The sequence below is a fragment of the Pseudomonadota bacterium genome, assembly GCA_037200975.1.
In the GTDB taxonomy this organism is placed as follows: domain Bacteria; phylum Pseudomonadota; class Gammaproteobacteria; order Steroidobacterales; family Steroidobacteraceae; genus CADEED01.
Map to the genome: position 1 here is coordinate 695,476 of JBBCGI010000001.1, position 13,661 is coordinate 709,136.

Consider the following 13,661-nt stretch of genomic DNA (forward strand, 5'->3'; position numbering starts at 1 on the left):
TCCTAGGCGTACCCCGTGTGATCCGCGTCACCGTGGTTTTGTCACATACCGGCCAAGATTCCCCTCGTGTCAGTGGGCGCAGTAGCGCCCTGGGAGTCATTTGTGGCCATTCAAAAAGTCTTGATCGTGGACGACGCGCGCCCGGATCTCATGAATCTGGAAAAGATCGTGAGCGGGGCTGGCTACACCACCCTCACCGCGACCAACGGCCTGCAGGCGGTGGAGATGTCCAAGTCGCAGCAGCCGGACATCATCCTGATGGACGTCAACATGGACCAGATGGACGGCTTCGCCGCCACGCGCGCCATCGGCGGTGACGCCTCGACCAAGACCATCCCGGTCGTGCTGGTCACCAGCAAGAACCAGAAGGCCGACCGCGTCTGGGCCCAGATGCTCGGCGTGAAAGGTTACGTGACCAAGCCGTACACCCCCGACCAGATCCTCGGCGCCATCAAGGCCTGCGCCTGATCGAACCATGAACGCGACCTTCCCCCTCTCGTACGGATTGCCGCCGCTGCCCGCGGAGCTCGCGGCACTGGCCGCGCCCGCCGCGAGTGAAGGAAATCCGGACGAGATCGTGCGCCAGGCATTCCGCATCGGGCACATGCGGCTGCTGGCGCCGTTCGCGACCGCGAGCGAACTCGTCGAGATGCCCAACGTCTATCCACTGCCACGCATGCCCGAGAACCTGCTGGGTCTCGTGAACCTGCACGGCCGCATCGTCCCGCTGTTCGATCTGGCGCCGCTGTTTGAAACCGAACACCTGCCGCGCGAGAAACGCATGTTGCTGGTGATGGGTCACGGCAACGACGCCGCCGGCATCGTCATCGACGGCCTGCCACGCCGCATGGCCTTCATGCCCGAATCGCAGATCGCCCCTCCGGCGCTGTCCGCCGCCGCGGCCACCGCAGTGATCGCCACCTATTCCCAGGGCGCCGACGCCTGGTTCGAATTCGACTACGCGCAACTACTTGAACAACTCGTGAGCTAACCCCATGGCCGTTCGCAATCTCTTTGGCGCCCAGTCCATCCGGCAGAAGCTGCTGCTCGGAACTTTGTTCCTGGCCATCATCCCGGTGGCAGTCACGTCCATCATTGTGGGTCGCGAATCGCTCAACTCCGGCAAGGCGGCGCTCGAATCGCAGGCGCGCGAAGCCCTGATCGCGCAGCGCGCCTCGAAGGCCGCGCAGATCTCCGACTACTTCGGCTCGCTCTCGAACCAGCTGCAGGTGCTGGCCGCCGCGCCCGACGTCGTCAACGCCATGCGCGACCTGCCCGGTGCGTACGAAAACTCCGTGCTCAATATCGGCGAGCTGCCGGCCGAGCGCGCGCGCCTTGCCAAGTACTACACGGGTGATTTCGCCGCGGAGTTCCAGCGCCGCAACACCGGCAAAATGGTCGACATGGCGACCACGGTGGCGCAGTTGCCGGACCTGGCGATGAATCTGCAATACCAGTACATCGCCAACAACAGCCATCCGCTGGGCAGCAAGAACAATCTCGACAAGGCCAGCGACGGCACGCGGTATTCCGAGCTGCACGGCGCACTGCATCCATTTCTGCGCACTGCCCTGCGCCAGTTCGGCCTGTACGACATCTTTCTGGTCGAGCCGCGCGGCGGAAACATCGTCTACACGGTGTTCAAGGAGCTCGACTTCGGCACGTCGCTCGTGAACGGGCCGTACGCCAAGACGCGTCTCGGCGACGCGTTCCGCGCCTCCTGGGCGCTCGACAAGCCCGGCATGGTTGCGCTGTCGGAGTTCGGTGAATACCTGCCGTCGTACAACGACCAGGCCGCCTTCCTCGGCACGCCCATTTTCGATGGCGGCAAGAAGATCGGCGTGCTCGTCGTGCAGGTGCCCATCGACAAGATCAATTCGGTCATGACGCACGAAGCGAAGTGGAAGGAGCGCGGCCTCGGCGACTCCGGTGAGACCTATCTCGTGTCGGGCGCCGATGGCACGCCGCGTTCCATCGCGCGACTGGCGGTCGAGGACATCGGCGCCTACGCCCGCAGCGTGAAAGACGCAGGCTTCGCGCAGGGCCTGGCGAATGCGGTCGAAGCCAAACACACCAGCATCGGTCTCGTGCCTATCAAGACTCAGGCCACGAGCGAAGTGTTCGAAAAAGGAGCCAGCGGCTTCGGCGTGTACCCTAACTACGCCAAGGTGCCGGTGCTCGGCGCCTATGCACCGCTCAAGGTGCTGGGCCTGAACTGGGCCATCGTGGCCGAGATCCAGGCGGCCGAAGCCTTCCGGCCGGTGGTCGCGGTGCGCGAGAAAGTGGTCGTGTGGTCCACCGGCATCGCGGTCGCGCTGCTGGGCCTGGGCCTCCTCATCGCCTTCTCGCTTCTGCGTTCGGTCACGAAGCCCATCACCAGGATGCAGGACACCGTGAGCAAGATCGCCGCCGGCGACTACGCGGCGCGTTCGCAATTGGGTGGCGATGACGAATTCGGCCAGCTGTCACGCGCCTTCGACGACCTGCTCGACGACCGCGTCACGCGTCTCGCCGACGCCGAGCGCGAGAACGAAGACCTCAACAACTCGGTCGTGCAGCTGCTGCAGGCCGTCGCGCAGCTGTCCAACAAGGACCTGACCGCGAAAGCCCCCGTCACCGCGAACGTGATCGGCACCGTGTCCGACTCCATCAACCTGCTGTCGTACGAAACCGGCCGCGTGTTGTCCGAAGTGACCAGCATCGCGGCGCAGGTGAAACTCTCCACCGAACGCGTGAAACGCCAGGCCGAATCGGTGAACGCCTCGGCGGTCGCCGGCCGTTCGGACGTCGAGCGCGCGGGCGAGAACCTCGCGAATGCGTCCAAGGTCATGACCCAGGTGGCCGAGCTCGCCGCCGCATCCAACCGCGCCGCCGAACAGGCGACGACCTCGACCACCACCGCGCTCGTCTCCGTCAACGAAACCGTGCGCGGCATGGAAGGCATCCGCGAATCCATCGCCGAGGCCGAAAAACGCATCAAGCGCCTGGGCGAACGTTCGCAGGAAATCACCGGCATCGTGAACCTGATCAATACGATCGCCGAACGCACGCACGTTCTCGCCTTGAACGCCTCCATGCAGGCGGCCGCCGCCGGCGACGCGGGCCGCGGCTTCGCGGTCGTGGCCGAAGAAGTGCAGCGCCTCGCGGAAAGCTCACGCCAGGCGACGCAGCAGATCGCGCAGCTCGTGAACAACATCCAGATCGAAACCGCCGACACGATCAATACCGTCAACAAGACGATTTCGCAGGTGGTTGCGGGTTCCGAGCTGGCCGCGAAGTCCGGCGCGCAGATGCGCGAAACGCAGCAGTCCACCGCCTCGCTGGTGGAGCTCGTGAAGCGCATCACCTCATCGGCGCAGGTGCAGATGAAGATCACCACCGAGCTGCGCAACCGCGTGCATCAGATCGGCGCCAGCACGGAAAAGACCGCGGCGGAAATCCTGCTGCAGTCCGAGGCCACCGCCGACCTGTCGAAGTCCGCCGATCGACTGGTCGAATCGGTACGCGTGTTCAAGCTGCCGACCACGGCGCGCGCAGCCTGATAGCCGCATCACGGGACAACGGGAAAAGGATCACCAGCCGACATGCGAGGACAGGATCTCCTCACCGCGCTCGCCGACGAGTTGCAGGGTCTCGCGCCCGAACTCGCGCAGAGCTACGACGCCGGCTCGTCGGGGGACGCGGCGACTTGCGCGCTTGCCAATGATTTGTATGTAACTTCCGTGTCCCGGCTTTCCGAAGCCGCCGGCTACATGGGCCTCGGCGGGGTGCAGCGCATCTGCGCCTGCGTGCTCGACAACCTGCGGCAGCTGAACGCCGAAGATCAGGACGCGCGCCTGCTGGTACGCCCGTTCTTCACCGACTGGGCCAAACTACTCGAAGCGCACCTGCGCGACGCCACGCATGCAGGCCCGGTCGAATCGCTGCTGACGCATTTCGGCGGCGGTTGGGTACCCGTGCCGCTCGACGAAGAAGCTTTGAAGGAGTTGGGTGCGGAGTTGTCCGCGGCACATTCGATTGGCGCGGCCCTCGATGAAAACGAACAGGCGGCGCCCGAAGCACTGGTAGCCTCCGATCTCAATCTCGACATCTCCGCGGACGTCGACGGCGCGCTGCTCGACGCCTTCATGCACGACTCCCCGCCGCAGGCCGCCGAAGTCACCCTGTCGCTGCAGGGCTGGATCGCGGCTCCCGAAAGCGGCGGCGAACTGCTGCGGAACGCCAAACGCGCCGCCCACACGCTGAAAGGTTCGGCCAACATCCTCGGCATCCGCGGCGTCGCCAAACTTGCGCATCGCCTCGAAGACATCCTGGAGATCTGCGAAGCCGAAGGCGTCGCTCCCTCCCACGGCCGCGCCCAGGCGCTGATGGCCGCGGCAGACTGCCTCGAGCAGATGGTGGCCGCGGTCGCGGGCGAAGATTCCCCACCCGAGAACGCGCTGGGCGTCGTCGAACTACTCGACGCGGCGCGCAGCAACGATATTTCCGACACGGTACGCCAGCAGGCGCTGTCCGTGGAGAACATGGCGCCAGCCGTGCCCACCGTCGCGGCACCCGCGCCGCTGGCCGCACGTGCGGAGCCGAAAGCCACCACCCGCGTTCCCACCGAGCTGCTCGACAACCTCGTGCGCATGGTGGGTGAGCTCACCATCAAGATCGGCGAGCTCGACCAGGAACTGAAATCGGCCGCGGGGCATTCGCGCCAGCTGGTCGAGCAGGACCGTTCGATCCAGAAGCGCCTGTTCGAGCTCGAGAATTCCGTCGACATTCGCGGACTTGCGGCACGCCACAAGTTGCACGCCGTGCAGACAACGAACGCCGATTTCGATTCGCTGGAGATGGACCAGTACAACGAAGTGCAGTCCATCGCGCGCGCGCTGATGGAAGAATCCACCGACGCCCGCGATCTCGGCGCCGGTCTCAAGGACGAACTGGCGGGTCTCGCTGGCATAGTGCACCAGCAGCAACGCCTCATGCGCGAGCTGCAACATCTGGCCTCGCAGACCCGCATGGCGCCGGTCGAGACCATCGTGCCGCGGCTGCAGCGCAACGTGCGCCAGACCGCCGCCGCCACCCACAAACAGGCGCAACTCATCGTCGTCGGTCAGGACATCCTGGTCGATTCGGACGTGTTGAACCAGTTGCTGGATCCGCTGCTGCACATCCTGCGCAACGCCGTCGACCACGGGATCGAATCACCCGAGGAACGCGAATACGCCGGCAAGCCGCGCGCCGGCACGATCACGCTGACCGTGGCGCGTCGCGGCCAGGTCGTCACCGTGCAGGTGGCCGACGACGGCCGCGGCTTGAATCTCGAACACATCCGCGCGAAGGCGATCGAACGCGAATTGCTCCCGCCCGATGCCACACCGAGCGACGCGGAGATCGCGCGCCTCACCTTGCTGCCGGGCTTCTCCACGCGCGACGCCGTCACTGAAATCTCCGGCCGCGGCGTCGGCCTCGACGTCGTGGCGACGCGCCTGCGCGCATTGTCCGGTTCCATCGACATCCGCTCCGAATCCGGCCGCGGACTCACGATCGAACTGCGCTTCCAGGCCTCGCTGGTCGCGACACACGCGCTGTTCGTGCGCGACGGCGGCCAGGTGTTCGGATTGGCCAGCCACGCCGTGCGCCGCGCGCTGCCCGCGGTGGCCGTGCAGCTCACGCGCGACAACGGTGCCCTCTACGCGCTGATCGACGACGCAAAATATCCCGCGCACGAACTCGCCGCGTTGACCGGCCTCGCGCCCGCCTCGGCTCCCGAGCGCCGCGATCTCGTGCTGGTCGACAACGAGGGGCGCGCGCTGGCCATTCTCGTGGACGCCGTGCTCGACGCTGGCGAACTGGTCACCCGCCCGGCCGGCCGCTACATGAAACGCATTCCGGGTGTCACCGGCATTGGCTTGTTAGGCAACGGCAGCGTGATCCCGCTGCTGGATGTCGCCGAACTCGCGCGCAGCCCGCGCGAGATGAGCCTGCGTGCGGCCGCCCAGGCGCGTGCGCAGAACATCCGCCGCTCGCGCGTGCTCGTGGTCGACGACTCGATGTCGGTGCGGCGCGCCGTCGCGACGCTGCTCGAAGACCAGGGTTACGACGTCACGATGGCCCGCGATGGCCTCGAGGCGATCAAGCTGATGGAGGTCACGCGCCCGGACGTGCTGCTGACCGATCTTGAAATGCCGAACATGAACGGCCTGGAATTGAGCCAGCACGTGCGCAGCCGGCCGGAGCTCGCCGGCCTCACCGTCATCATGATCACTTCACGCTCGATGGATAAACATCGCCGCCAGGCGCTTTCCGCGGGTGTTTCCGTTTATCTGACCAAACCGTATACCGATCACGAATTGTTGCAACACGTGGCGACTGCCGTTACCGGGCGCGTCGAAAAACGCGCCGCCGCCGGCTAACCACACAAGGGTCATGTCATGAGTAATAAAACCCGTATCTTCCACGTCCGAGTCGTCGGCTTCTCCGCGCCCGAGCGCCAGATGCTGAATTCGATCTTCCTGCTGTCGGTCGCACCGGCACGCCAGATCGGCTACAAGCTCTGGAATCCGGAGACCGGCGTCGCCCCCGACATGTACCTGCTGGACGGCGACAGCGACAGCGCCGTCGCGAGCTGGCAGGCGACGTTCGCCAGCACCTCGGACCGCACCCTGGTGGTCGGCGGCAAGAACACCGATCTCGGCGTGGCATCCGCGTCGCGTCCGCTGGGCCTCAAGGTGGTCGGCGCCATGGATCGTCTGGCGATCGCGTTGACCGCCGCGTCGCGCGAAGCCGTGGGTCATGACGTCTCGTCGCCGAGCGCCAGCGGTTCGCTGCCGGCGATAAAGGTGAACGACACCGGCCCGGGCAGCCATCCCAAACAGAATCTGACCATGCCGCGTGCGGCGGCGCCCGCGCCGTCGCTGTCGGCGAGCATGAATTCCATGGCGCCGTTATCCGCGGCCGCCAGCACGATGGCGGCCAGCAGTCATTCGATGACCGCGACGTCTGCCGCGCCTTCGCCGCACACCGGCACGATGCCCACGGCGATGACCGCCGCCGCGCCGGCGGCCACCGTGTTGCCGCACATGACCCTGCAGCCCAACGTGGCACCGGTGTTCGACAAATCGATCAACGAAAAGCCCGTCAACGAGAAGGTCGTCGATCGCATCCTGAGCGACAAGCCTCCCTTCGAAAGGCCGATGGTCGACAAACCCGCGCCGGAGAAAACGTCCGCGGAAAAAATCAACGCGGCCGCGGCATTGATCGCGAGCGGTGTTACGCCGCTGTCGCCGTCGGCCCTGTCCGCCGCAGTTGCACCGTCGCCGCCGCGCGCGGAACTGCGCGTGGTGCGCAGCAGCTCGCCGCTCGCGGCGTCGCTGCCGGCCGCTGCGCGGATGGCCGATGCGCCGTTCACAGCACCGGCCGCGCCCGTGGCGCCGCCGGCGAGTGCCACCGCGCCGATGGTCCCGCCGCCGGCAGCGGTCGCGCCGCCGCCCGCACCCGTGATGCCCACGGCCGTGCCGACTCCGCGTCACGAGGAACACAACTTCCGCGTGCTCGCCGTCGACGACAGCCCGCTCATGCGCACCTTCCTGCAGAACAAGCTGCAGCCGTACGGCATCCAGCCCGAGTTCGCATCGTCTGGCGAAGAGGCGCTGTTCAAGATCTCCAAACAACATTTCGACATGATCTTCCTCGACGTGATGCTGCCCGGCATGGACGGCTACGACGTCTGCAAGATGATCAAGAAGAACAAGGACAATTCGCTGATGAAAGTCGTGATGCTCACCAGCAAGGACAAGACCTTCGACAAGATCCGCGGCACGATGGCGGGCTGCGATGGATATCTCACCAAACCGGTAGATGAAATGAAGCTGCGCGCCATCATCGAGCGGCACACCGTCACGAAGAAGTAAGGGCAATCGGACGTGGCTACCGAACGCGTACTCATCATGCGACACGGCAGCGGCCTGGTGAACCGGGCGCGCCGGCTCGCGATCCTGAACTGGCCGGCGGCGAAACTCGAGGTTCATGATCTCGCCGCGTACGGCAAACCACCGGTGGATTTCCGCTGGGACCGCTATGCGCACATGCTCATCGACGATGAGTACCTGCGCAAAGAGGGGCTGCTGTGGTTGTCGGACCTGCGCTCGAAGCCTAACTTCCCGAAGATCGTGCGCGTGCCGGCGGAAGCCACCCGACACAAGCCGCCGGAACAGATCGACGTCAAGGTGCCGCCGCTGCCGCCGCGCCGCGAGCCGCCCGCCGCTGTGACGCCACCCGCGGCAGACATCAAACCGATTCGCCAGGACTTCAAGGCGGTATCCAAACCTGCCGTCCCCGACGACGACCCGAACGCCGCCGCGCGCGTCGCGGCGAAACGCCTGGCCGACGCGCGCGCGGTGCTCGAGTCCGCCAACATCCAGGGCTTCACGCCGGTCAAACCACTCGGCAGCGGCGCCACCGCCAACGTCTGCCTGTGCGAGCGCATCTCGGACAAGCAGCAGGTCGTGCTGAAAGTGCTGAAGTCCGAGGGCAGCGGAGATTCGGATCTGTTGTCGCGCTTCGTGCAGGAGTATTTCGCGACGTCGAGCATCGACAGCCCGTACGTCGCCAAGGTGTTCGAACACGGTTTCACCGACAGCCATGCCTACATAGTCATGGAATACTTTCCAGCGGGTGACTTGCGCGCCCGTGTGGCGCGTGACCGGCCCGGCGTCGAGGAATCGCTGATCATCGTCGGGTCGATTCTCTCCGCGCTGGTGTCCGTACACGCTGCCGGCATCATTCATCGCGACCTCAAGCCGGCCAACGTGATGTTCCGCGACAATGGCACCATCGCGCTGGTCGACTTCGGCAGCGCACGTCGCGATGCGGACCCGGTGGCGAAAACGCTGGCCGGCGTCGTCATCGGTACGCCCTACTATCTATCGCCCGAGCAGGCGCTCGGCGGCACCGCCGACGAACGCTCGGACCTTTACAGTGTCGGCGTGATGCTCTACGAGTTGCTCACGGGCCAACGCATGTATGCCGCGGCTTCACTCGTGGGGCTATTCGAAATGCACAAGACCGCGCCCATTCCGAAACTGCCGGAGCAGTTCGCACGCCATCAGCGCTTCCTGGAACGCCTGGTCGCCAAGAGCCCGGAACTGCGTTACGCGAGCGCCGAAGAGGCTTTCGCCGGGCTCATGGAATACATGATGGCCGAGCCCTCGGAGAAGCCCGCGATCGCGTAAAGGGGACATGCCTGGAAAAAGGGGACAGATCTATTTATTGACCGAATAGCCGACCGTTTACGAGGGCATTCCATCAATAAATAGATCTGTCCCCTTTTTCCAGGCATGTCCCCTTTACCGGCGGAATGTCCTCTACTGGCTGAGGGCCTGCTTGCGCGCGGCTTCGAATTCATCGCCGGGGTTCCACGTCGGCATCGCATCGGCCTGTGCAACGAGCCAGCCGGCGTAAAAGCCTAACGATGCATCTTCCACCATGCCGTCAAACACCCACTCGGCGGTGATCTCATCGCTGGGCTGATGGTAGATGTGCTCCACCCATTCTTCTTCCTGCGTCTTGCCCCAGCCCGCGGGCTTGCCGATGTAGTCGGTGCTGCGGCCGAAATACATGGCAGGTACGCCGATCTTCGCAAAGTTGAACTGGTCCGAGCGGTAGAAGAACCCTTTCTCGGGGAATTGATCGGGCACCACGACCCTGCCCTGCTGCGCCGCCAGCGCGTTGACAACCTGATCGAGCGAGGACTTGCCGTAGCCGATGTAGGCGATGTCCCTGGCACGGCCCTTGAAATTGCCGCCGTCGTAGTTGAGGTTGGCGGCGATCTTGCCTGGGGCGAAGGTCGGGTGCAGCGAGTAGTACTTGCTGCCTAACAATCCCTGCTCTTCACCCGCGACGAACAACATGAGGATGGAGCGCCGCGGCCGCTCCGGCAGCGCGGCAAAGGCGCGCGCCATCGCGAGCACCAGCGAACAGCCGGTGGCGTTGTCTTCCGCGCCGTTGTAGATGGTGTCGCCCTTGGCATCGGGTTTGCCGATGCCAAAGTGATCGTGGTGCGCGGAGTAGATGACCACTTCGCTCTTGAGCTTCGGATCGCTGCCCGGCAGCAAGCCGGCGACATTGGCGGAGCGCACCTTCGACACCTTGTTCTCGAACTCGATGGACGTCTTGAGCGCCAGCGGCACCGGTCTGAAATTGCGGTTGCGCGCAGCGGCGATGAGCTTGTCGAGATCCTGCCCCGCCGCCTTCACCAGCCGGCGCGACGCCTCTTCCGTGGCCCAGCCCTTCAACTGCAGCCGCGGCTCGCCTTCCGCCGGTAGTTCGAACTGCCCACCGCCCCAGGATGACTGCACCACTTGCCACGGATAGCCCGCGGACGGCGTGGTGTGCACGATGATGACGCCAGCGGCACCATGGCGCGCGGCGCTTTCATATTTGTACGTCCAGCGGCCGTAGTACAAGCGCGTCTTGCCGGCAAACAACTTCGGGTCCCAGTCCGGATCGCTGTTGAGCATGACGAGCACCTTGCCCTTCACGTCCACGCCCTTGAAGTCATCCCATTTGTATTCGGGCGCTTCGATGCCGTAGCCCACGAACACGACACCGGCATCCTTGATGGCCGCAGTCGGCGTCTGCACGCCCGAGCCCGCGATGTAATCCTCCGAGACCTTGAGATCGGCGTTGCCATTCTTGCCGGCAAACGACCAGACAGCGGGTAGTTTGGCGGTGACCTCGACCAGGTCGACCGGTTGTTCCCAGCTGCCGTTGTCACCGCCGGGCTGATAGCCCAGCGACTGCAGTTCCGTCGCGAGGTAGAGGCGCGCGAGCGCATCGCCGCGGGTCGCGGGGCCGCGTCCTTCGAGTGCGTCCGACGCGAGAAACCGGATATGCGCTTCGAGGTTGTCGCCGGTGATCTGAGTTTTCGCGACCTGTTCCACCGTTGCAGGTATGGCAAACGAAGCATTGTCGGCGGCCAGCGCAAGAGTCGGGGCGCCGCCAAACACGGCCCATACGGCGACAGTGGCGGAGAAAGTCTTTCTGTCGTTGTTCATTCGGACTCCAGAGAATTCGACGAGACTGGATCAGGCGCGTCCCTTTTGCCAGGAGACGAGGAACTGCCCACGAGGCTGCCCCACTAATGCGCGGACGGTTTTTCGGCGCCTAACGTATCGAGGAAGGCCAGCAACTCCGACGTCTTCTCGCGCATCAATCCTTCATCAGCGCGGGATTCGACATTGAGACGCACCAGCGGTTCCGTGTTGGAGGCGCGCAGGTTGAAGCGCCAGTTCTTGTGGTCCACCGACAGGCCATCGGTGTAGTCGACGACCACCGCGCCGGCGGCATAACGCGCCTCGGCGGCCGCGAGTACTTTTTTCGCATCCGGCAGTTTGCGGTTGATCTCGCCGCTTGCCGGAAAAGCCTTGATGCGCGCCGCGACCAGTTCATCCAGCGACAGGCCGGATTCGCACACACGTTCCAGCACCAGCAGCCAGGGGATCATGCCGCTGTCGCAATACGAGAAGTCGCGAAAATAGTGATGCGCGCTCATCTCGCCACCGTAGGCGCCGTCGACCTCGCGCATCTTCTGCTTGATGAACGCATGGCCGGATTTGCTCATGACGGGCACGCCGCCCAGCCGCTTCACGGTCTCGACCGTATTCCACGTGAGTCGGGGGTCGTAGACGATGCGTGCGCCGGGTTGTTTGGCCAGGAACGCCTCGGCCAACAATCCGACGATGTAATAACCCTCGATGAATGCGCCCTTGGAGTCGTAGAAAAAGCAGCGATCGTAGTCACCGTCCCAGGCGATGCCGACATCGGCGCCCGAACGGCGCAGCGCTTCGAGCGCCGGACCGCGATTTTCTTCCAGCATGGGGTTCGGCACGCCGTGCGGAAATTTGCCGTTCGGCTCGTGGCGCACCTTGATGAATTCGAACGGCAGGTGCGGCTCCAGTTTGTCTACGGAGAGGCCCGCGCCGCCATTACCCGCGTCCACCATCACCTTGAGCTTGCGCAGCGATTTGCGATTCACGTACCCCAGCAGGTGCTCGATGTATTCCTTCGAAGTCTCGAGTTTCGTGACCTTGCCTTTCACGGCTGCGGGCGCAGGTAGTTTGCCGCTGGCGATCAGCGCGGCGATCTCCTTGAGTCCCGTGTCGGAGCCCACCGGTTTGCTCTGTTCGCGCACCAGCTTGAGCCCGTTGTAATCCGGCGGATTGTGGCTGGCGGTGATCATGATCCCGCCATCGAGCTTCCAGTTGAACGTGGCGAAGTACACGCCTTCGGTGCCGCACAGGCCGATGTCGAGCACATCGACACCCGCGTCAGTCAGGCCGCGGATCAGCGCCAGCGCGAACTCCTCGCTCGTGAGGCGGATGTCACGCCCGACGCAGACGCGCTGCGGCTTGATGAATGCCGCGTAAGCGCGCCCGACCTGGTAAACGAGCTCGGAATTGATTTCATCCGGAATGCGGCCGCGAACGTCATAGGCCTTGAAGGCCGATAGATTGAGCGTCACTTGTTGGTTCCCTTCGAATCCTGCAAGGCCGGCAAGGCATGCGACACGTGTTCGGAGCGGCCCGCAGCCTTGATCCGCGCCACGAGTTTCTTGACGTCCTGCACCTTGGATTTCGGCGCGACCATGACGGCGTCCGCGGTTTCGACGATGACCATGTCGTGCAAACCCAGCGCCGCAACGAGCCGGCTATCCGCATGCACGTAGCAGGCGTCGCTGTCCTCGAGGATCACATCGCCGCGCAGCACGTTGCCGCGTTCATCGGCGGGCAACACGTCGTGCAGCGCCGCCCACGAGCCCACGTCGTTCCAACCCGCATCGAGCGGCACCATCACCGCGTCGCGGGTTTTTTCCATGACCGCGTAGTCCACCGAATCGCTGCGACAGGAGCTGAAGATCGCTTCGGAAACGCGTGTGAAATCCTGGTCGCGCACCGCGCTCGCGCTGGCGCGAGCGCAGACGTCGGCGATGTCCGGCGCGTGCTGCGCCAGTTCGTCGAGGAACCGCCGCGCGCCGAACATGAACATGCCGGAGTTCCAGAAGTAGTTGCCGGAGGCGACGAATTCCTGGGCGCGCTTCAGGTCGGGTTTTTCGACGAACTGCGCGATGGGTGTAACCGCACCCACGGGCGCGCCACGCTTGATGTATCCGTAGCCCGTCTCGGGTGTGCGCGCGACGATGCCAAAGGCGACTAGTTTGCCGGCGGTCGCGGCCGGTAGCGCTTGGGCGATCGCGGCCTGGAAAGCCGGCAGATCGCTGAGCGTGTGATCGGCGGGCAGCACCAGCATGACGGCGTCGTCCCCTGCGGCGGCGATCACCGCGTGCGCGGCCAGCGCGATCGCCGGCGCGGTGTTGCGCCCGATCGGCTCCAGCAGTATCGCGCTCGGCGCAAGGTTCAGCTGGCGCAGCTGTTCGGCGACGAGGAAGCGATGCGCCTCGTTGCAGACCGCCACCGGACCCGTAGCGCCCGGAAACCCGGCCAAACGCGCCGCGGTCTCCTGGATCATCGTGCGTTCTCCGGTGAGCGCGAGGAGCTGTTTCGGGAGGAGTTCGCGGGACAGCGGCCAAAGCCGCGTGCCGGCGCCGCCGGAGAGGATGACGGGGACGAGGGTCATGGGGGCGGCATCGTACCTGTATTAGTAGAATGGGT

The 13,661-nt window shown here is 64.9% G+C and carries 9 protein-coding genes; 6 read left to right on the forward strand and 3 right to left on the reverse strand.

Features of this window, described 5'->3' with window-relative positions; all coding sequences use genetic code 11:
- Window positions 1-102: 102 nt before the first annotated feature.
- From WDO72_03040 to WDO72_03065, 6 genes are read left to right on the forward strand one after another with little or no spacing between them, the layout of a single operon-like run.
- Window positions 103-468, forward strand: a complete 366-nt coding sequence (locus WDO72_03040; GenBank protein ID MEJ0084634.1) for a response regulator — start codon at window positions 103-105, stop codon at window positions 466-468.
- Between the two features lie 7 nt (window positions 469-475).
- A complete protein-coding gene (locus WDO72_03045) occupies window positions 476-991 on the forward strand; it encodes a chemotaxis protein CheW (GenBank protein ID MEJ0084635.1) in 516 nt (171 codons plus the stop codon).
- A 4-nt stretch (window positions 992-995) separates the two neighbouring features.
- A complete protein-coding gene (locus tag WDO72_03050; GenBank protein ID MEJ0084636.1) occupies window positions 996-3,542 on the forward strand; it encodes a HAMP domain-containing methyl-accepting chemotaxis protein in 2,547 nt (848 codons plus the stop codon).
- 42 nt (window positions 3,543-3,584) lie between these two features.
- Window positions 3,585-6,407, forward strand: coding sequence for a response regulator (locus WDO72_03055; GenBank protein MEJ0084637.1), 2,823 nt, complete (start codon window positions 3,585-3,587; stop codon window positions 6,405-6,407).
- Window positions 6,408-6,425: 18 nt separating this feature from the next.
- Window positions 6,426-7,904: a response regulator gene (locus tag WDO72_03060; GenBank protein ID MEJ0084638.1), complete on the forward strand. Its 1,479-nt coding sequence runs from the start codon at window positions 6,426-6,428 to the stop codon at window positions 7,902-7,904.
- 12 nt (window positions 7,905-7,916) lie between these two features.
- On the forward strand, window positions 7,917-9,224 hold the full coding sequence (locus WDO72_03065) for a serine/threonine-protein kinase (protein MEJ0084639.1): 1,308 nt from the start codon (window positions 7,917-7,919) through the stop codon (window positions 9,222-9,224).
- 132 nt (window positions 9,225-9,356) lie between these two features.
- On the opposite strand, the gene WDO72_03070 is transcribed toward WDO72_03065, so the two are convergent.
- The 3 genes from WDO72_03070 to WDO72_03080 form a co-directional block, all read right to left on the reverse strand.
- Complete coding sequence (locus WDO72_03070) at window positions 9,357-11,048, reverse strand: M28 family peptidase (GenBank protein MEJ0084640.1); 1,692 nt, start codon at window positions 11,046-11,048, stop codon at window positions 9,357-9,359.
- A gap of 83 nt (window positions 11,049-11,131) precedes the next feature.
- Complete coding sequence (locus WDO72_03075; protein ID MEJ0084641.1) at window positions 11,132-12,514, reverse strand: phosphomannomutase; 1,383 nt, start codon at window positions 12,512-12,514, stop codon at window positions 11,132-11,134.
- Window positions 12,511-13,626, reverse strand: a complete 1,116-nt coding sequence (locus WDO72_03080) for a mannose-1-phosphate guanylyltransferase/mannose-6-phosphate isomerase (protein MEJ0084642.1) — start codon at window positions 13,624-13,626, stop codon at window positions 12,511-12,513. The genes WDO72_03075 and WDO72_03080 overlap by 4 nt, the downstream gene beginning before the upstream one ends.
- Between the last annotated feature and the right edge of the window lie 35 nt (window positions 13,627-13,661).

Excerpts from the sequence above, each read along its gene's own strand:
- WDO72_03045 (MEJ0084635.1), top strand. The coding sequence starts at position 476 with ATGAACGCGACCTTCCCCCTCTCGTACGGATTGCCGCCGCTGCCCGCG.
- WDO72_03050 (MEJ0084636.1), top strand. The coding sequence starts at position 996 with ATGGCCGTTCGCAATCTCTTTGGCGCCCAGTCCATCCGGCAGAAGCTG.
- WDO72_03055 (MEJ0084637.1), top strand. The coding sequence starts at position 3,585 with ATGCGAGGACAGGATCTCCTCACCGCGCTCGCCGACGAGTTGCAGGGT.
- WDO72_03060 (MEJ0084638.1), top strand. The coding sequence starts at position 6,426 with ATGAGTAATAAAACCCGTATCTTCCACGTCCGAGTCGTCGGCTTCTCC.
- WDO72_03070 (MEJ0084640.1), bottom strand. The coding sequence starts at position 11,048 with ATGAACAACGACAGAAAGACTTTCTCCGCCACTGTCGCCGTATGGGCC.
- WDO72_03080 (MEJ0084642.1), bottom strand. The coding sequence starts at position 13,626 with ATGACCCTCGTCCCCGTCATCCTCTCCGGCGGCGCCGGCACGCGGCTT.